Raw genomic sequence first — 19360 nt, forward strand, 5'->3', positions numbered from 1 at the left:
CTGCTGCAGAGCGTCACGGTTCTTGACCCTTGCGACAACGTCGCCATCGGCAAACCTGTCCAATCCCGCTATCCTGCGCGCTGTCTTTTTCACCTCCTCTTTTCACTGCGGCCGGACGGATATCAAAAATGGAGTTCACCAGCGGTTTTTTGCTGAGCCTTTCCCTGTGCCTGGACATTGGCGTGGCCAACATCGCAATGATTACGCTGGCCATGCAACGCGGGTATCTGCAGGGTTTCTGGCTAGGGCTGGGAACCTGCTTCGGCGACCTGTTCTACGCGATTCTGGCGCTGGCCGGCATGACCGTGCTGTTGCAATACGAATGGGTGCGCTGGGCGCTGTGGATCGGCGGTTCGCTGTTACTGATTGGCTTTGCGATGAAGATGGTGCTGTCTGCCCTGAGCAGCCACAGCGGATTGGCGATTGCCGGTGATGCGGACAACCGCTCGGGTTTGCGCGAATTTTCCCGAGGCGTGTTTCTGGCGGTGTCTTCACCCACCGCAATTCTCTGGTTCGCGGCGGTTGGCGGCGCGCTGATTTCGCGAGCGGGGGGACATGGCAGCTTGAGCACTGCCTTCTTCCTTTGCGGATTTTTCAGTGCGGGCGTGGCTTGGTGCGTGTTCATCTGTTTCGCCGCGAGCCACGGCGGGCGTCTGTTGGGCGACAGGCTGCTCAAGTATTCCTATTGGGTATCGGCGGCGATCTTTTGCTACTTCGCGGTGTACGTGATTGTGTCGGGGTATCAGGAGTTCATCGTCAACGCCGCGCGGGTTTGATCGGCATCGGTGCAGCCCGGGTTCAGTTTCGATGCAACGTTTACGTCCATGAACGCTCATAGACATAAGCAACGGCGTAGACAGGATCGTCCCGAATCGCGCGCATAAGCGCCTTGGGCGTCCTCTCCAATCTATTTGAAGGCGGAACCCTGGACCCTATGACCACACCGGACAAGCAATACGTGGAATGGCTGGTTGAGCAGTCGATGCTCCACGCCGCACAGCAACGCGCCAAACTCTATGGCGGCCAGGGCCGACTCTGGCAACGCCCCTACGCCCAGGCCCGTCCTCGTGACGCGTCGGCAATTGCCTCGGTATGGTTCACCGCTTACCCGGCATCGATCATCACCCGCGAAGGCGGTTCGGTTCTGGAAGCCCTGGGCGACGAAAAGCTCTGGCATGCCCTGTCGGAAATCGGTATTCAAGGTATCCACAACGGCCCGCTGAAAGCCTCCGGTGGCCTGAAAGGTCGGCAGAAAACGCCCAGCATCGACGGCAATTTCGACCGGATCAGCTTCGAAGTCGACGCCGAACTGGGGACCGATGCGCAATTTCTCAACCTCAGCCGTATCGCTGCCGCGCACAACGCGGTGATCGTCGATGACGTGATTCCTTCCCACACCGGCAAGGGCGCGGATTTTCGCCTGGCCGAATTGGCTTACGAGGAATACCCGGGCCTCTACCACATGGTCGAGATCAAGGAAGAGGACTGGCCGCTGCTGCCGGAAGTGCCTGCCGGCCGCGACGCGGTGAACCTGCCGCCCGCCATCGTCGATGCACTGCGGGACAAGCATTACATCGTCGGCCAGCTGCAGCGGGTAATCTTCTTCGAACCGGGCGTCAAGGAAACCGACTGGAGCGCCACACCGGTCATCACTGGCGTCGACGGCAAGGCCCGGCGCTGGGTCTATCTGCACTATTTCAAGGAAGGCCAGCCATCGCTGAACTGGCTGGACCCAAGCTTCGCCGCGCAGCAGATGATCATCGGCGATGCGCTGCATGCGATCGACGTGATGGGCGCGCGGGTGCTGCGTCTGGACGCCAACGGCTTCCTCGGTGTCGAGCGCAAGGCCGAAGGCACGGCCTGGTCGGAAAGTCACCCGCTGTCGATTACCGGCAACCAGCTATTGGCGGGCGCGATTCGCAAGGCGGGCGGCTTCAGTTTTCAAGAGTTGAACCTGACCATCGACGACATCGCCGCGATGTCCCACGGTGGCGCCGACCTGTCCTATGATTTCATCACCCGGCCTGCTTACCAGCACGCGCTGTTGACCGGCAGAACCGAATTCCTGCGCCTGATGCTGCGTCAAGTGCATGACTTCGGCATCGACCCGGCGTCACTGATCCACGCCTTGCAGAACCACGACGAACTGACCCTCGAACTGGTGCATTTCTGGACCCTGCACGCCCACGATCAGTACCTGTATCAAGGCCAGACTTTCCCCGGCAACATCCTGCGCGAGCACATTCGCGAAGAGATGTACGAGCATCTGGCCGGTGAGCATGCACCGTACAACCTCAAGTTCGTGACCAACGGCGTATCCTGCACCACCGCGAGCATCATCACCGCCGCGCTCGGCATTCGCGATCTGGACAGCATCACCGATGCCGACGTCGAGAAAATCAAGCACATCCACTTGCTGTTGGTGATGTTCAACGCCATGCAGCCGGGGGTGTTTGCCTTGTCGGGCTGGGATCTGGTGGGGGCCTTGCCACTGCCGGCCGAGCAGGTCGCGCACCTGATGGGTGATGGCGACACGCGCTGGATTCATCGCGGCGCCTACGATCTGGTGGACCTGGACCCGGACGCCGACATTTCTGCCGGTGGCATGCCACGCCCCAAGACGCTGTATGGCAGCTTGCCGGATCAACTCCAGCGGTCGGATTCCTTCGCCTCGCAGCTGAAGAAAATCCTCGCCGTGCGCCGCGCCTATGACATCGCTGCCAGCCGCCAGATCCTGATTCCGGACGTTGAGCATCCGGGCCTGTTGATCATGGTTCATGAGCTGCCGGCCGGGAAGGGCACGCAGATTACCGCGCTCAATTTCAGTGCCGAATCCATCGTCGAAACACTGCACCTGCCGGGTATCGCGCCGGGGCCCGTAGTGGACATTATCAACGAGCGTGTCGAGGGCGATCTGACCGAGGCGGGCGAGTTCACTATCACCCTGGACGCCTATGAAGGATTGGCATTGCGTGTCGTCAGCATGGCTGCGCCGATGATGTAACGGCTCTGCATGCATTGTTTGACGCCAATGGGCGCAACCCCGCTGTACGTGTGGGGGACGTCGAAGGTTAAGACGTCTCCCACACAGTTTTGTGTCGATCCGAAGCTCTGCGGCGCAATCACATCCTTTTAAACCTTGAATTTCGGATTGATACCCCTTGTCCATCGCCCAACCCCTCAAAACTCCCACGCTCATTCACCTGTTGAGCTATCGCCTGACCTTTCTGCTGTCCGGCATGGCGCTCGGCGCATGGGCCCCGCTGGTACCGTTCGCCCGGGAGCGAGCAGGGCTTGAGGAGGCGCAGTTGGGCCTGCTGCTGTTGTGCTTCGGCCTGGGTTCGATGCTGGCCATGCCGCTGGCCGGGGCGATGACCACCCGCAAGGGCTGTCGTTTTGTCGCGGTGGTGGGTGGGCTGCTGATCTGCGCGATGTTGCCGCTGCTGGCCACGCTCTCGTCATTCAGCACTTTGGCCGTGAGCCTGGCTGTGTTTGGCGCGGGCCTGGGCAGCATCGATGTGTCGATGAACGTGCAGGGGTTGATGGTGGAGCGCGATCACGGCCGCCCGCTGATGTCGGGCTTTCATGGCTTGTTCAGCCTGGGCGGCATCGCCAGCGCGCTGCTCATGAGCCTGCTGTTATGGGCGGGTGCATCGCCCTTGCTGGCAGTGTCTGTGGTAGTCATGATCGTCGCTGCCACTTTGCTCTGGCATGCCCCGCGTCTGGTGCCTCATGGTGCCGATGATCCCGCCGCCCCGTTCGCCTGGCCATCGGTCAGGGTGCTTATCATTGGGGTGCTGTGTTTTATCGCGCTGCTGGTCGAGGGGGCCATCCTTGACTGGAGCGCCGTGTTCCTCAACCGCGCCCATCAGATCGATCTGGCGGTTGCCGGAGGAGCATACGCGGTGTTCTCCCTGGCGATGGCCGCTGGCCGATTTTCCGGCGATTACCTGAGAAAGCGTTTTGGCGCGGTGAAGCTGCTGATCGGCGGTGGCCTGCTGGTCATGCTCGGGTTCGCCATGGCGGTGCTGCTGCAGCCGTGGCCGCTGTTTTTTTCGGGCTTCGCCTTGATCGGGCTGGGGCTGTCCAACACCTTCCCGGTGTACTGTTCCGTCGTTGGGGCGCAGAAGGCGATGCCCGCAGGCTTGGCCATCGCGGTCATCACCGGCATCGGCTACTGCGGCATTTTGCTCGGCCCGGCATTGATCGGCTTCGCGGCCCACGCCATCGGTCTGCGGGACGCACTGCTCTGCGTGGGGGCGCTGCTGCTGGCGCAAGTGCTGAGCGCGAGGGCGATGGCCCGCGGCTAAGCTCACTATTGCTTTGATCAATGTTCATCATTGATCGAGTCGAGTTCTGCTTTTTTCATCGAAGGCTCACGATGGCCCCACGCCTTGAGCCCCCTTTGGAGAAAGCCCGATGAAACTTCGAATTACTGCCCTGTTTGCGTTAATCGCCGTGCTGGCGGGTTGTGCCGTGCCTGGAGCACCGCGTTATTCCGACGAGCAGGACGCCCAACTTCGTGGGTCGGCTCCGGCCTCCAGCGTGACCCTCAAGCACACCCAGACCGTTGGCGTGATCTTCACCCAGAACACCGTCGCCAGCCTGGCTTACATGGAGCGCTACAACGCCGCGGTACGCACCGGCGTCGTCGCCAGCCTGACGGATAGCCGGATCACCGACGCCTACGTCAACAGCTCCGATCCCCAGCTTGCAATCAACGGGTTCGCCGAATCCCTGGAGAAGCAGTTCGCGTCGGTGGCATTCTACGAGAATCTGGATGCCGTGCTGGCTGCGCGCCCTGACGTGATCGTGCTGCTCGACACCCGCAACAAGCTGATCACCGAGCGCAGTTCGGACGTGCAGGCGAGCATCTCGGCTGAATTCTTCGACAGCGATTTCAAGTTTATTGGTAAGGCCGAGGGCAGCGACGCCAAGTCCATGTCGCCGATCTGGGCCCACACCAAACGCGCGCCGCAAATCGCCGCGCAGATCAATGAACAGCGGAATGTGCAGGTCAATGCCTTGCAGAAATTCGATGCCTCGTTGCAGGCGTTGATCAAGGCCCAGTCCTAAGCTTCGATGGCACACCTGTAGGAGCGCGCTTGCCCGCGATTGAGATGTGTCCAATGACGAACATGTCATAGAGATATCGCGATCATGGGCAAGCGAACACCTACATGCCGAGGGTGGCCATCGGCCGAATGGACCTCAGCATTACCGTCCAAACACCAGCCCCGACGCCTTCAACAATTCCTGGGTATACGCCTGTTGCGGATTGGCGAAAATCTTGCGCGACGCCCCTTGTTCGACCACCTTGCCATCCTTGATCACGATCAGGTCGTGGGCCAGTGCGTGGACCACCGCCAGATCATGGCTGATGAACAGATAGGTCAGGCCGTGGCGGATCTGCAGGTCACGCAGCAGGGCGACGATCTGTTTCTGCACAGTGCGGTCCAACGCCGACGTCGGTTCGTCGAGCAGGATCAGATCCGGCTCCAGCACCAACGCCCTGGCAATCGAGATGCGTTGACGCTGGCCGCCGGAAAACTCGTGCGGGTAGCGATGCCGGCTCTGCGGATCCAGGCCAACTTCGCGCAATACCCGGATGACGGTCTGCTCGCGTTCCTGCGAGGTGCCGATGCCGTGGGTCAGCAAGCCTTCGGCGATGATCTGCTGTACGGTCATGCGCGGGCTGAGGCTGCCGAACGGATCCTGAAACACCACCTGCATGCGTTTGCGCAGCGGGCGCATCAATTGCTGGCTGCGCAGGCTCAGCTCTTTGTTGCCAAAACGGATGCTGCCTTCGGAGTCGATCAGCCGCAGGATCGCCTGACCCAAGGTCGATTTACCCGACCCGGACTCGCCGACGATTCCCAGCGTCTTGCCCTTGAGTAACTCGAAACTCACCCCGTCCACTGCCTTGATGTACTGCCTTTCCCGGCTGAACAGCGGTTTGGGCAGGGCAAACCAGACTTTCAGCGCGTCCACCGATAGCAAGGTCTGCGGATGCACGCTGGGTACCGGTTCACCGTCGGGTTCGGCGTTGATCAGCAGGCGGCTGTAGGGGTGCTGTGGGGTGGTGAACAGGGTTTGACAGTCGGCCTGCTCGACGATCTCCCCGCCGCGCATCACGCAAACCCGTTGCGCAATGCGTCGTACCAGATTGAGGTCATGACTGATCAACAACAGCGACATGCCCAGACGGGCCTGCAGGGATTTGAGCAGTTCGAGGATCTTCACCTGTACCGTCACATCCAGCGCTGTGGTCGGTTCGTCGGCGATCAACAGATCCGGTTCGTTGGCCAGGGCCATGGCGATCATCACCCGTTGCCGTTGGCCACCAGACAGTTGATGGGGATAGGCCTTCAGCCGGTGCAGCGGGTTATGGATGCCTACCAGCTCCAGCAATTGCAGCGTGCGCTCGCGAGCAGCCTTGCCCTTGAGGCCCTTATGCATCGCCAGGATTTCTCCGATCTGCTTTTCAACGGTATGCAGTGGATTGAGCGAAGTCATCGGCTCCTGAAAGATCATGGCGATGCGGTTGCCGCGCAGTTGGCGCAACTGGGCGTCGCTGGCGTGCAGCAGATCGACGCCGTCGTAAAGGATATGGCCTTGCGTGCTAACGCTTCGGGCAGGCAGCAGGCGCAAGATCGAATGCGCGGTCACCGACTTGCCCGAGCCGGATTCGCCCACCAGCGCCAGGCACTCGCCACGGCGGATGGTCAGGTCTATGCCGTGCACCACTTCGCTGCCGTTGAAGGCAACCCGCAGCCCGCGGATGTCGATCAATGTGTCATTCATGGCGCATCCTCAGCTTCGCGGGTCGAAGGCATCACGGCAGGCTTCGCCGATGAACACCAACAGGGAAAGAATCAGCGCCAAGGCGCAAAACGCGGTCAGGCCCAGCCAGGGGGCTTGCAGGTTGCGCTTGGCCTGGCCGATCAGTTCGCCCAGGGAAGCGCTGCCCGCGGGCATGCCGAAACCGAGGAAATCCAGCGCCGTCAGGGTGGCGATGGCGCCGGTCACAATGAACGGCAAATAGGTAAGGGTGCTGGTCATGGCATTGGGCAGGATATGGCGCACCATCAGCGCGCTGTCGGTCAAGCCCAGGGCGCGGGCGGCCTTGACGTACTCCAGATTGCGCCCGCGCAGGAACTCGGCACGCACCACGTCCACCAGAGCCAGCCAGGAGAACAGCGCCATGATCCCCAACAGCCACCAGAAATTCGGCTCGACGAAACCGGAGAGAATGATCAGCAGATACAGCACCGGAAGCCCCGACCAGATTTCCTGCAGGCGCTGACCGATCAAATCCGCCAGCCCGCCGTAGTAGCCCTGTATCGCCCCGGCGAACACGCCGATCACAGTGCTGATGGCGGTCAACAGCAAGGCGAACAGGATCGACACCCGGGTGCCGAACAGCACCCGCGCCATCACGTCCCGCGCCTGATCGTCGGTGCCCAGCCAGTTGCGCGCGCTGGGCGGGCTGGGCGACGGCTCCTTAAGGTCGTAGTTGACGGTGTCGTAGCTGAAGGGAATGGGCGCGAACAGTATCCAGCCGCCCTTGGACTCGATCAGTCTGTGCACGTAGTCGCTGGCGTAGTCCGGCTCGAACGGCAGCTCACCGCCAAAATCGGTTTCCAGATATTGATGCAAGGTCGGGTAATACAGGTTGCCCTGATAACTGACCAATAGCGGCCGATCGTTGGCGATCAGCTCGCCGCACAGGCAGATCGACAGCAGCGCGAGAAAAATCCACAGCGACCACCAACCTCGTCGGTTCGCCCTGAAATGGGCCATGCGCCGTTTGCTTTGCGGTGAAAACTCAAACATCAGGCGCTCCTCGCGGAAAAGTCGATGCGCGGGTCGACCAGGGTGTAGCAGAGGTCGCCCACCAGCTTGATCAGCAGGCCGAACAGGGTGAACAGAAACAGCGTGCCGAACACTACCGGGTAGTCGCGCGATACCGCCGCTTCGTAGCTCATGCGGCCGATGCCGTCCAGGCCGAAGATGGTCTCGATCAACAGCGAGCCGGCGAAAAACACCTCGATCAGCGCCTGAGGTATGCCTGCGACCACCAGCAACATCGCATTGCGAAACACATGGCCGTACAACACGCGACGTTCACTCAGGCCCTTGGCCCTGGCGGTGACCACGTACTGGCGGCTGATCTCGTTGAGAAAGCTGTTTTTGGTGAGGATCGTCAGGGTGGCGAACCCGCCGAGCACCAGCGCACTGACCGGCAGCACCAGATGCCACAGGTAATCGCGCACCTTGCCCAGGCTCGAGAGGCTGTCGAAGTCATCCGAGATCAGCCCCTGCGCCGGAAACCAGCTCAGATAGCTGCCCCCGGCGAACACCACGATCAGCAGGATGGCGAACAGAAACGCGGGCACCGCGTAGCCGACGATGATCAGCGTGCTGCTCCAGACATCGAAGCGGCTGCCATGATGAACGGCTTTGCGAATGCCCAGCGGGATCGAGACCAAGTAGGTGATCAGCGTCGCCCAAAGCCCCAGCGAGAGGGTGACCGGCAGCTTCTGGGCGATCAAACCAGTGACCGTCGCGCCGCGAAAGAAGCTGCTGCCGAAATCCAGCTGCGCGTAGTGGGTCAGCATCAGCCACAGCCGTTCGTGCATCGGCTTGTCGAAACCGTACTGATGCTTGATCGCTTCGACCAACTCAGGGTCCAGCCCCTGCGAACTGCGGCTGGCACTGCCGGACGCCGCGACTTCTGCGCCGCCACCCCCGACACCCGCGTTCGGGCTCAGGCCCTGTACTCGGGCAATCGCCTGTTCGACGGGACCGCCGGGCGCCGCCTGCACGATGAGAAAGTTGACCACCAGAATGCACAACAGGGTGGGGACGATCAGCAGCAGACGCCGCAATGCATACGCCAGCATCTCAGCGAGCCTCCGAGGTTATAGCGGGCTGTGCGGTGGATTGCGCACTGGTTTGCGGCGCCAGGCGCGCGGCCATCTGCTCATTGGTCAAGGGCGTCGGGCTGACCTGCCACCAGCTTTCCAGGCCTACGTCGTAGATCGGCTCGACCTTCGGTTTGCCGAAACGGTTGGCGTACACCACCGGGGTGCCTTGCGAGTAGTAATTCGGAATCATGTAGAAACCCCACAGCAGCACCCGGTCCAGCGCATGGGCGTAATGCAGCATGTCATTGCGGCTGTTGGCCGCCACCAGGCCATCGATCAGCGAATCCACCGCAGGGTCGCGCAGCACCATGGCGTTGGAACTGCCGATCTGCCGCGCGCTCTGGGAACCGAACAGGTTGTACAGCTCCCGCCCCGGCGACAGGATCGGATTGCCGTTGTTGGGCAGGGTGACCACGATCATGTCGTAGTCACGGGCGTTGAGCCGGTTCATGTACTGCGCCGAATCGACCCTGCGGAAATTCAACGTGATGCCGATCTGCGCCAGCACCCGTTTGTACGGCAGGACCAGCCGCTCGAAACCACCCTGGCCGTCGAGGAAGGTGAACTCCAGTGGCTGGCCTGAAGCATTGACCAGCCGATTGTTTTTCGCCTGCCAACCGGCGTCGGCCAGCAGCTTCAGCGCCTTGAGCTGCTTGTCGCGAATGTAGCCGCTGCCATCGGTTTTCGGCGCGTGCCAGACCTGGCTGAACACTTCATCGGGGATCTTGCCGAGCAGCGGCTCGAGAATCTTCAACTCCTGAGCGTCCGGCGGCTCGGTGGCGGCCATTTCGCTCTTGGGGAAGTAGCTCTCTTCGCGCACATAGAAGTTGCGCATGATCTGGCCGTTGATCCACTCGAAATCCCAGAGCATGGCCAGCGCCTCGCGCACGCGACGGTCCTGAAACATCGGCTTGTCGAGGTTGAACACAAAACCCTGTCCCGCCACCGGGCGCTTTTTCGCCAGAATGGTCTTTTGCAGTCGCCCATCCTGCAGCGTCGGCGCGGTGTAGCCGACCACGTATCCGGCCGACGAAAACTCGCGGTTATAGTCGAAGCTGCCCGCCTGAACCAGCTGCCGGGCGACGTCGACATCACCGTAGAAATTCACCGTTAGCGTGTCGAAGTTGTACAACCCGCGACTGACCGACAGGTCTTTGGCCCACCAGTCCTTGACCCGCTGAAAACTCACGCTGCGCCCGGCATCCACCCGGGAAACCCGATACGGCCCGCTGCCCAGCGGGGGCTCGAAACCGCCGCCCTTGGCGAAGTCGCGGTTTCTCCACCAGTGCTCCGGCAGCACCCGCATGCTCGCCAGATCCAGCGCCAGGGTGCGATTGAGATTGCTCTTGAAGTCGAAGCGAATCTGCCCCGGTGCTTCGATGACCACGTCCTTGACGTCGCCATACAACGGCCGATAGCTGAAGCTGCCCTGAGTGATCAGGGTCTGGTAGGTGTAGCGCACGTCTTCGGCGGTGATCGGGGTGCCGTCGTCGAAACGTGCCTTGGGGTTGAGGTAAAAGCGCACCCACATATTGTCTGGATCGCGTTCCAGTTTTTCCGCGACCAGCCCGTAGACGGTGTAAGGCTCGTCCAGTGAACGATAGGCCAGTGGCGAATAGACCCAGGTGTCGATCTGGCTCACTGATATGCCCTGATCGACATAGGGCGACAGGTAGTTGTACTGACCGATTTCCTCGGCCGCGCGGCTCAGGGATCCGCCTTTGGGCGCATAGGGGTCGACGTAATCGAAGTGCTTGAAATCGGCCGGGTATTTGGGCGGCTCGCCGTACACGGTCAGCGCATGCAAAGGCGCGGCAATCGCCAGCGGCACCCCGGACAGGAACGAGATGAAAAACGCCACCGTATACAGCAGTGCGATGCCGGGGAGCAGGCGTCGCAACGAAAGAGGGGAAACGCACATGTTCGGGCAATCCTTGGTTTGCAGGGCTGCGCACTCAAAGCGCTGGGAAAAATCCCCCGGCCGGAGAAAGGTGGACGAGACCTTGAAGCCGGGGGCGCGATTTCGCAGAAGGACTTCGTTACGCCGGAGCAGGAGCGCAACGAAGGATGTCGCTTAGAAGTGGTACGTGGCCTTGGCGAACAGGGTGCGGCCCAGTGGATCGGCATAACGCGGGTCATAGCCGGACTGGAAGTTGTAGGCCTGGTTGGTGAACGGCGGATCGCGGTCGAACAGGTTCTTCACTCCAGCGTCGACATCCAGCACTTTCTCGAAGGTGTGACCTACCGACAGGTCCCACAACGAATACGAAGGCACGTTGCCGTTGGTGGCCCGGTCGTAATCGTTGTAACCGCTGGTGAAGCGGTTGGTCAGCGATGCCCGGCTGTCGCCCAGTGTCCAGCTGCCGATCAACACATGTTTCCAGCGCGCAATCACGCCGTCGCCCTGGAAGTCCCCGACCTTGTCTGTGTACGGTCCGTTGATGGTGTTCTGGAAGTCATAGCGGTCGACATAGGTGCCGGTCAGACCCACGCCGAACTGGCCATAGGGTGTGTTCGGGAAGCGGTAATCCAGGGTGACGTCGACACCGCTGGTCTTGACGATGCCCAGGTTCGAGTTGCCGGTCACGATGTTGGCGATCGAGCCGTCGGCATTGCGGATGATGCGATCACCGTAGAGGTCCGACTGGTTGAACACCGTGGATTCGGGGAACGACTGGATCTGGTTGGAGATGTGAATCCACCAGAAATCCAGACCCATCGACAGGTTGTTGATCGGCTGATAAACGAAGCCCAATGTCACGTTGCGAGCTTTTTCCGGCGCCAGGTTGGCGTTGCCACCACTGAGGTTGAGGAACTGCTGGTTACAGTCGCGACCGGCCTGACCGCCAGGCTGTACCGTGCCACCGGCGCAGAGGGTAGGGTCGTCGTAATAGCCCTGGCTGTAACTCAGGCTCTGTGGGGCGTAGAGTTCATACAGCGATGGTGCGCGGAAACCTTCACTGTAGGCGCCGCGCATCACCAGTTCCTTGAACGGCTGGAAGCGGAACGAGTATTTCGGGTTGGTGGTACTGCCGAAGTCGCTGTATTTGTCGTGACGCACGGCGGCGGACAGTTCCAGGCTGTCGAGCACCGGTACGTTCAGCTCGGCGTACTGGGCCTTGACGCTGCGATCACCGGACACGGTGCCGGCCGAGTCCAGCCCCAGGCTGCTGATGTCGTCGACAAAGGTTTCGTAGTTCTGGTGAAGCTTCTCCTTGCGGTATTCGCCGCCCAGTGCCAGACCCGCCTCACCGGCGCCGAACCAGTCACCGATCTCGCGGCTTATTTTCCCATCGAAACCATACACACGGCCGACAGCGGTTGAGTATTCGCCGTGGTAGGCGGCGTTTTCGATGTATTGCTGACCGGCTGCCGACTGCGCCCCGAACGGGTTGAGCAGGCCGCTGGCAAGACCGGCCTTGAGCGCCGAATCGCTGACGTAGCCGGAGGTGACCGAGGAAATCACTTTGTTCTGGTTGTAGGACGCGCCGACGTTGTAGTCCCAACCGCCGACGGTGCCGTCGAAGGTCAGCAGCAGCCGCTGGCTGGTGTTCTCGTCCTTGCTGCCACGAGCGCCCGCCGCGGTTTCACGCCAGGCGGTATCCACCGGTTGAGTCGGGTCGAGGTCGAAGCTGGTCGGGCCAGGGGTGATGCCGTTGCCCGGGTAGTACGGCGAGGAGGGGTCGATGCTCAGCCCGGTGAGCGGTGCAGGACCAATGCTGGTGGCGTTATTGTTGCGAGCCCAGAAGTATTCCAGGCTGACGTTGTGGTCTTCGGCGAGCTTGCCGGTGGCTCTGCCGAAGAATGAGGTTTTCTCGGTCTGCGGAACCAGATCGATGTACTCGCGGGTGCTGAACCGGCACACTCCGTTAACGCCGACCAGGCTGGGGCCTGCGCAGTTCGGGCCGAGTGGGTTGGCGCTGTTGTTGCCCTGATAGTAGTTGCCGGGAAACGCGGTGCCCGAGGTCTGGTCGAGGCCGCGTCCGGGCGCGTAATCCTTCGCGAAGCCGCGATCATTGGCGTCCAGGTTCTGCTGCTTGTTGTAGTTAAAGACGCCCATCACGTTGAAGCGGTCTTCGTCCAGGTCACCGAAGCCCCAACTGGCGCTTGCGTCTTTGCTGGCGCCGCCACCGCTTGCCGTCGGCGTGTCGCCGCCCAAGCTCAGGGTGCCGTCGGTCAAGGACTTCTTGGTGATGAAGTTGATCACACCGCCGATAGCGTCGGTGCCATAGAGCGCTGATGCGCCGTCACGCAGCACTTCGATACGGTCGATGGCGGCGAACGGGATCATGTTCAGGTCGATGGCGCTGCCATTGGGTGTGCCGACGCCGGACAGGGCGTTGTTGGCCAGACGGCGGCCATTGAGCAGGACCAGGGTCTTGTTGGCGCCGATGCCGCGCATGTCGGCGTACGACGCGCCGCCTGTGGAGGCGCCCACCGAGCCTGAACTGTTGTACATCGACTGGCTGCCGGTAATTCGCTGAACCATCTGTTCGGTGGTGGTCACGCCCTGCTTTTTAAGCTCTTCGGCGCGCAGGATCGTCACCGGCACCGCGGTTTCCGCGTCGGCCCGGCGTATGGCCGAACCGGTCACTTCAACCCGTTGCAACTGGGTTGTGGCCGGCACTGCCGCCGCGGCCACCGGCACCGCGGCTTCGCTGGCCGGGGCCACGTCATTGCCGCCAGTGGCGTCGGCGCTGTCGGCGGCATACGCCGATCCCATGCCCATCGCCAAGGCACAAATCAGGGCCCGTGGATGGCGTTGTACCGCGATAGCCAGTGGCTTGAGGGTAAAACCAGGAAAACTCATCAGCATGGTAATTTCCGATTTATTCCAGACGTTATTGAAATGGCCTTGTGAGCCCTCGTTGCTCCGACGCGGTTGTGGCGGTCGGGAAATCCGTTTTTCAAGCAAGCCGCTCCCCTCCATGGCAAATCCACGGACGGCCGGTACATCGGGAGTTGGGTGTGCAGGGCCGCGTCTGGCGCAGCCCTCAGTTCATGCGCGCGTCATTTGGAGGTCATCACCGAAATCTTCGTGATCCCCGAGCGCTCGATGGACGCCATCGCCTTGGCCACCTGGCCATAGTTGACGCTGGTGTCGGCCTGCAATTGCACCCGAACTTCCGGGTCCTTGGCCTTGACGTCCTTGAGGCTGACTTCCAGCGACTCCGGGGCGATCTCGGACTTGGCAAGGTAAAACTTGCCGTCCTGATCGACGCTGACCACCACCGGGTCTTTCTTCTCGGCGGGGGCGACGGCGTCGGTTTTCGGCAGGTTGACCTTGATCGCGTTGGTCATCAGCGGCGCGGTGACGATGAACACCACCAGCAGCACGAGCATCACGTCCACCAGCGGCGTGACGTTCATTTCGCTGAGTACTTCGTCGCTGTCTTGAGTAGAGAAAGACATCAGCTCGCCTCCCGAACGGTCTGGCCATTCTTTTGGGCGATCGGCTGACGGTTGATTGCGAAGGCGCTGCGCTGGGCCAGGGCGTCGAAGTCATGGGCGAAGTCGTCCATGTCGGCCACGGCCAGCTTCAGGCGGCGCAGGAAGAAGTTGTAAATCAGCACCGCCGGTACCGCGACCGCGATCCCCACGCCGGTGGCGATCAGGGCATGACCGATAGGGCCTGCCACGGTTTCAAGACTGGCCGAGCCGCTGGCACCGATGCTCTGCAGCGCCTCCATGATCCCCCAGACGGTGCCGAACAGACCGATGAAAGGCGCGGTACTGCCGATACTGGCGAGGATGGCTTGCCCGGCTTCCAGCGAGCGGCGTTCTTTCTGGATCTGCTGGCGCAGGTTGCGCTCCAGACGGTCCGAGCGGTTGATGGTGTGGGCCAGCTGCTGAGTGGTGCGTGGGGTTTCTTCCACGGACATCGCCTCGAAACCGCTATTGGCGATGCGCGCCAGGGCGCCGGGGTATTGCGTGGCGTGTTCGGCGGCGGTGAGCAGATCTGGCGCGGTCCAGAAGGCCTTGGTGAACTGTCTGTTCTGGTTCTTCTGGCGCAGGTATTGCGCGGACTTGATCAGCAACAGTGCCCAACTGAGCACCGAAAACAGCACCAGCGCCCAGAGCACGCCAGGGACAATCATGGAAGAGAGAGATTCGTTCATGGTTTCACCTCACCAGCTATATAAGAGTTGTCTGTGGTTTGCCTGCCGGTCATTCCGGCAACTTGAAATCGATGGTCTGGGTCGCGAAGCCCTCGATCGGCGTGTCGCCGCGCTTGGCCGGAATGAACTTCCAGTTGCGCACCGTTTCCACTGCCGCGTCGTCCAGCACCTGTTTGCCGCTGGATTTGGTCACCTCGACGCTCCCTGCGCGGCCGTTGGGCAAGACCTTGATGCGCAGGATCACTCGACCTTCCATGCCTTTGCGCAAAGCAGCGCCGGGGTACTCCGGTGGCGGATTGCCCAGGCTCGCCAGCCCCGAGATCGCAGCCGATTCCTTGACCGGTGCAGCAGGTGCGGGGGCTGCCGGAGCAGGCGCTGGGGCAGGGGTCGGCGCGGGCGCAGGCGTGCTCGGTGCGGCGGGCACGGGCGGCGCAGGCGGGGTCGGTTTCTTCACCGGCTCCGGTTTCTTGACCGGTTTGGGCTTCTCGACCTTGGGTTTGTCCACCGGTTTGGGCGGCGGTTTGACGGCGTCCGGGTCCTCCACCGGTTGTTCCGGTTCTGGAGGCGGCGGAGGAGGTGGGGGCGGTGGCGGTGGCGGCGGCTCGGGAGGTGGTGGTTCCGGCGTCGGCGGCGTCGGGCTGGTCAGCTCGACCGTCATCTCAGGCACTTGCGGGGCAACTTCCGGTACTTCGGATTTTGCTGTTTGCATGTACCACCAGATGGCGCCATGAATAAGGACCGAAGCGGCAATCAATATCAACACTTGCGGCCTGTTCAACCCGCCAGGACGTGAAGTGTTTTCCTTGAAAGGAATGCTCGGCCACACCCTGGAAAGTTCATCCGGGGACGGTTCTGGCATTGCTTTCGTCTTTACCGCGTCGTTCATTAAAGCTCCCTCGGGTAGTTGAAGGGCAATAAGAGTCCGTTCAAACATTGGGTAAATGTTCGAATGCCTGATGCTTGCACTTTCATAAGGCGCAAAACACCTGCAAGCAGACAGGGTAGTGTCAGCTTTATATCGGAAGAGATGTTGCTGTAATGGCTATGGAGACGGCATCGCTAATCCTTGGTTTGTTGTCGTGTACGGTTATGTACGGCGGTGTAGCTGCGTGGGTACATAGCCACTCTTAGCAACCGCTATGCCATGCAGGCCCTCTGGCGCGTAGTTTTGCGCAGTCCGGGTGCTGATGTCGCATTCCTGTAACTTTTTATCGAATCGCAGATTAGTTCCGATGTGAGTTGACAGGAACCATTGGAACCAATTGAAAAAATCCAGGGTGATCGCGCCCTTCGACATCGCGCAAGATACTTCGCCAAGGTCGATATATTCACGGCTTATAAACGGCGCACCAAACTCGCGAACGGAGCGTCGAATTGGTGCATGAGGTACTAACTTCGCATGGGGCGCTTCCTGTGAAAGTGTGGCTGCAGGGTCGTAGAGTTGTAATGCCTTTGTTTGGGTCGAGCGGGTTCCACCAACTAATAAATGATGGCGATTTACTATGTGCGCTGTTTCTATACGGGAATGTCCCGTTTATATAAATTGCGTGATTGTTGTCTTTCCGTCAGAACCCATAAACAAAAAAGCGACATGTCGCTGAACGCAAAAAATAAAAGAGCAGACAAACGCCAGTCCTGGCGTTGAAGATCTCGAATACGTGGAAATCAGAAAGTCAGACGCAAGAACGTGCCGGGTCGATGGTTTATACGGAGGGGGTCAAGCGAGCGGCGCCAAGCGGACGAGTCACCGACGTTGGCGAATGGGCGGCGCGAGGCGTGATGCAGTTTTGGTACCGATAGCATAGACATGTGAGACACGTATCGAATTCCTTCTCGATGGACGCCAGACTTTTGGTTCGCGTCCTGCACTATTATTGGACGGGGTAATGTCCGTTTCCTGCACCTTGGTGCGTGTTGCGCACCGGTGGGCAGCGTAGACTCACGATTTTCAGCCTGAATGGGGCGTGCTCTCGTGGTACGTCCGTTCCACTTGAAATAAATGTGCCAAAAAGCTGTGCTTTTGTAACATTTTTGATGCGTCGGCCGCGTGACTGTGCCCAGAGCCTGCGGGGACGGTTGTTTTGCCTTTATCCATGAGGGTTTTGATGAGCCAGTTTTTCCCCGAAAAGCCCGGTTATCGCCGGCTGCGCGAGCGCTTTCTAAAGGCGGCAACGCAGGCGGGCGCGATCCTGAGCGAATATCCGCATCCGACGGCCGGCCCATTTGGCGAAGCGTTGTTCACCGATGTCGCCTGGTTGGGCGCGCCCGATGCCAAGCGTGTGCTGGTGGCGCTGAGCGGCACCCACGGTGTGGAGGGCTATTACGGCTCGGACTGCCAGAGTCGCTGGCTGGAAAGCCTAAAGGACCGCGCACTGCCCGAGGGCGTCGCGATAATGATGATTCATCTGATCAACCCTTGGGGTACTGCGTGGATGCGTCGGGTCAACGAAGACAATCTCGACCAGAATCGCAATTACCTGGATTTCAGCAAGCCGCTGCCCGACAACCGGGCGTATCACGATGTGCATGCCATCTATGCCTGTGAGCAGTTGCAGGGGCCGCAGCGGGACAAGGCCGATGCGCTTTTCAACGCGGCCATCGCCGAGCAGGGCTGGTCAGGATTGATGTCGGTGGTGGAGGCGGGGCAATACGCGTATGCCGATGGGCTGTTCTACGGCGGGAAGGCCCCGAGCTGGTCGAACCGCACGTTGCGCAGCATCGTCGAGAAGCACCTGAGCGATGTCGAGGTGGCGGCATGTTTCGATCTGCACACTGGCGCCGGGGATTATGGACACCCGATGCTGATGAGCATCGTCCAATCGGCGTATCTGGCACTGGAGGATGCCAAAGCGTTGTTCGGGCCGTGGCTATTCACCCTGATCACCGGGGCCAACAAGGTCAGCGCGACCGGTGTGGCGGCGACGTCTACCGGCTACACCTCGCAGATGCTGCTGGACACCTTGCCCGGCGTGCATCTGATGCCGTTTGTCATTGAGTGCGGCACGTATGCGGGCGACCAGGTGCACGGGCATCTGCGCGACGACCATTGGCTGCATCTGTATGGCGACCCGCTGGATGAAACCGGACGCAGGATCAAACAGGGGCTGCTGGAGCAGTTCTACCCAGCGGATCCGGATTGGCAGGAGGTGGTGTGGGTCAGAACGCGGCAAGTGTGGGAGCGGGCGCTGGCCGCGCTGCCGGGGATCAAGCGCTAACGCGAATCCTGCATCGGCTAGCCAACCCTGCGCGGGTGACCCTGCTCACGAACGCCCTGAAATCCACGATATATCCTGCGTCCGGAAGTCAGCGTTCGTGAGCAAGCTCACTCCCACAGTGGTTTTGCGTGGTGTCAGTAATCCGTTTCAGACTTCGATCAGCCGCCGCGCCAACTCCGGCAACAACACCTCACAGGGCCCACCGATCTTCAGATCCAGCAACTCATCGGCCCGCGTCTTGCCCAGGTTGATCGCGATCAGCGGCTTGCCCTGATCGACAACCCTGCGGCACAGGCGAAATGCCGAAAAGGCCATTATCGACGAACCCACCACCAGCAACCCGTCAGCCTCTTCGACCCGGGTCATGGCCTTGACGGCAGTCGGCGGCGCGACGTTTTCACCGAAGAACACCACGTCCGGCTTCATCCGCCCACCGCCGCAATGGGGGCAGTGGGGTACTTGAAAACGCTCCTCGAAAGCCGGATCGAGCAGCGTGTCGCCATCGGGCGCCTGCACCGCATCGACCCCTGCCAGATACGGGTTCTGCTCAATGAGCGTGAGTTGAATCACATCGCGCTCGGTACGCTGATGGCAATCCAGGCACAGCACCCAGTGCAGGCTGCCGTGCAACTCGATCACATCGCGACTACCGGCCTGATCGTGCAGGGTGTCAACGTTCTGTGTGATCACGCCGCTGATGACGCCGTGGTTTTGCAGCGCCGCCAGCGCTTCATGAGCTGCGTTGGGTTGCGCCGCGCGAACCCTGAGCCAGCCCAGCATCGCCCGCGCCCAATAGCGCCGCCGCGCCTGCGGGTCATTGAGGAATTCTTGAAACATCATCGGCTGCCGCCCCCGACGCACGCCCTCGCTGTCGCGGTAATCAGGAATCCCCGAAGACGTGCTGATACCCGCACCGGTGAGCACCACGAACGAACGCTGGTTCATCCAATACAGCAGGGATTCGACGTTGGAATGGGCAGCGGTATCGAGCATCTACAGGTCCTCGTGTGCGTGGCGGTGGCGGGTGGAGGAATGGCGTGATACTAAACGAGGTAGATCAAGGCGGTACATCTGTGGCGCCACGGCTTGCCGGCGG

Annotated in this window: 14 protein-coding genes; 5 read left to right on the forward strand and 9 right to left on the reverse strand. The window is 61.0% G+C overall.

Features of this window, described 5'->3' with window-relative positions:
- The first annotated feature begins 128 nt into the window (after positions 1-128).
- The 4 genes from CE491_RS12100 (at position 129) to CE491_RS12115 (ending at position 5076) form a co-directional block, all read left to right on the forward strand.
- A complete protein-coding gene (locus CE491_RS12100) occupies positions 129-776 on the forward strand; it encodes a LysE family translocator (RefSeq protein ID WP_110948583.1) in 648 nt (215 codons plus the stop codon).
- Positions 777-934: 158 nt separating this feature from the next.
- Entirely contained in the window at positions 935-3004 is a 2070-nt protein-coding gene (treS, locus tag CE491_RS12105; protein ID WP_110948584.1) for a maltose alpha-D-glucosyltransferase, read from the forward strand.
- Positions 3005-3161: 157 nt separating this feature from the next.
- Entirely contained in the window at positions 3162-4310 is a 1149-nt protein-coding gene (locus tag CE491_RS12110; protein ID WP_234407581.1) for an MFS transporter, read from the forward strand.
- Between the two features lie 109 nt (positions 4311-4419).
- Positions 4420-5076, forward strand: coding sequence for an ATPase (locus CE491_RS12115; protein ID WP_110948585.1), 657 nt, complete (start codon positions 4420-4422; stop codon positions 5074-5076).
- Positions 5077-5217: 141 nt separating this feature from the next.
- On the opposite strand, the gene CE491_RS12120 is transcribed toward CE491_RS12115, so the two are convergent.
- The 8 genes from CE491_RS12120 to CE491_RS12155 form a co-directional block, all read right to left on the reverse strand.
- On the reverse strand, positions 5218-6804 hold the full coding sequence (locus CE491_RS12120) for an ABC transporter ATP-binding protein (protein ID WP_110948586.1): 1587 nt from the start codon (positions 6802-6804) through the stop codon (positions 5218-5220).
- A gap of 9 nt (positions 6805-6813) precedes the next feature.
- The gene (locus CE491_RS12125; RefSeq protein WP_110948587.1) at positions 6814-7836 is read right to left on the reverse strand and encodes an ABC transporter permease; all 1023 of its coding nucleotides are present in this window, start codon (positions 7834-7836) and stop codon (positions 6814-6816) included.
- A complete protein-coding gene (locus CE491_RS12130) occupies positions 7836-8906 on the reverse strand; it encodes a microcin C ABC transporter permease YejB (protein ID WP_110948588.1) in 1071 nt (356 codons plus the stop codon). The genes CE491_RS12125 and CE491_RS12130 overlap by 1 nt, the downstream gene beginning before the upstream one ends.
- Position 8907: 1 nt before the next feature.
- Positions 8908-10851, reverse strand: coding sequence for an extracellular solute-binding protein (locus CE491_RS12135; protein ID WP_110948589.1), 1944 nt, complete (start codon positions 10849-10851; stop codon positions 8908-8910).
- Between the two features lie 153 nt (positions 10852-11004).
- Positions 11005-13746: a TonB-dependent receptor gene (locus CE491_RS12140; RefSeq protein WP_199885075.1), complete on the reverse strand. Its 2742-nt coding sequence runs from the start codon at positions 13744-13746 to the stop codon at positions 11005-11007.
- A gap of 194 nt (positions 13747-13940) precedes the next feature.
- Positions 13941-14342, reverse strand: a complete 402-nt coding sequence (locus tag CE491_RS12145) for an ExbD/TolR family protein (protein ID WP_110948590.1) — start codon at positions 14340-14342, stop codon at positions 13941-13943.
- Entirely contained in the window at positions 14342-15049 is a 708-nt protein-coding gene (locus CE491_RS12150) for a MotA/TolQ/ExbB proton channel family protein (protein WP_110948591.1), read from the reverse strand. The genes CE491_RS12145 and CE491_RS12150 overlap by 1 nt, the downstream gene beginning before the upstream one ends.
- A gap of 49 nt (positions 15050-15098) precedes the next feature.
- Positions 15099-15935, reverse strand: a complete 837-nt coding sequence (locus CE491_RS12155) for an energy transducer TonB (RefSeq protein WP_110948592.1) — start codon at positions 15933-15935, stop codon at positions 15099-15101.
- Between the two features lie 1219 nt (positions 15936-17154).
- Here CE491_RS12155 and CE491_RS12165 point away from each other — a divergent pair.
- Positions 17155-18264: a DUF2817 domain-containing protein gene (locus CE491_RS12165; protein ID WP_110948594.1), complete on the forward strand. Its 1110-nt coding sequence runs from the start codon at positions 17155-17157 to the stop codon at positions 18262-18264.
- 147 nt (positions 18265-18411) lie between these two features.
- Here CE491_RS12165 and CE491_RS12170 read toward each other — a convergent pair whose 3' ends face one another.
- On the reverse strand, positions 18412-19209 hold the full coding sequence (locus CE491_RS12170) for an NAD-dependent protein deacetylase (RefSeq protein ID WP_234407583.1): 798 nt from the start codon (positions 19207-19209) through the stop codon (positions 18412-18414).
- Positions 19210-19360 lie beyond the last annotated feature (151 nt).

It is taken from the genome of Pseudomonas bohemica (assembly GCF_002934685.1).
GTDB classification, from domain to species: Bacteria; Pseudomonadota; Gammaproteobacteria; order Pseudomonadales; family Pseudomonadaceae; genus Aquipseudomonas; species Aquipseudomonas bohemica.

Excerpts from the sequence above, each read along its gene's own strand:
- CE491_RS12100 (WP_110948583.1), top strand. The coding sequence starts at position 129 with ATGGAGTTCACCAGCGGTTTTTTGCTGAGCCTTTCCCTGTGCCTGGAC.
- treS (WP_110948584.1), top strand. The coding sequence starts at position 935 with ATGACCACACCGGACAAGCAATACGTGGAATGGCTGGTTGAGCAGTCG.
- CE491_RS12115 (WP_110948585.1), top strand. The coding sequence starts at position 4,420 with ATGAAACTTCGAATTACTGCCCTGTTTGCGTTAATCGCCGTGCTGGCG.
- CE491_RS12120 (WP_110948586.1), bottom strand. The coding sequence starts at position 6,804 with ATGAATGACACATTGATCGACATCCGCGGGCTGCGGGTTGCCTTCAAC.
- CE491_RS12125 (WP_110948587.1), bottom strand. The coding sequence starts at position 7,836 with ATGTTTGAGTTTTCACCGCAAAGCAAACGGCGCATGGCCCATTTCAGG.
- CE491_RS12130 (WP_110948588.1), bottom strand. The coding sequence starts at position 8,906 with ATGCTGGCGTATGCATTGCGGCGTCTGCTGCTGATCGTCCCCACCCTG.
- CE491_RS12135 (WP_110948589.1), bottom strand. The coding sequence starts at position 10,851 with ATGTGCGTTTCCCCTCTTTCGTTGCGACGCCTGCTCCCCGGCATCGCA.
- CE491_RS12140 (WP_199885075.1), bottom strand. The coding sequence starts at position 13,746 with ATGCTGATGAGTTTTCCTGGTTTTACCCTCAAGCCACTGGCTATCGCG.
- CE491_RS12145 (WP_110948590.1), bottom strand. The coding sequence starts at position 14,342 with ATGTCTTTCTCTACTCAAGACAGCGACGAAGTACTCAGCGAAATGAAC.
- CE491_RS12150 (WP_110948591.1), bottom strand. The coding sequence starts at position 15,049 with ATGAACGAATCTCTCTCTTCCATGATTGTCCCTGGCGTGCTCTGGGCG.
- CE491_RS12155 (WP_110948592.1), bottom strand. The coding sequence starts at position 15,935 with ATGAACGACGCGGTAAAGACGAAAGCAATGCCAGAACCGTCCCCGGAT.
- CE491_RS12165 (WP_110948594.1), top strand. The coding sequence starts at position 17,155 with ATGAGCCAGTTTTTCCCCGAAAAGCCCGGTTATCGCCGGCTGCGCGAG.
- CE491_RS12170 (WP_234407583.1), bottom strand. The coding sequence starts at position 19,209 with ATGAACCAGCGTTCGTTCGTGGTGCTCACCGGTGCGGGTATCAGCACG.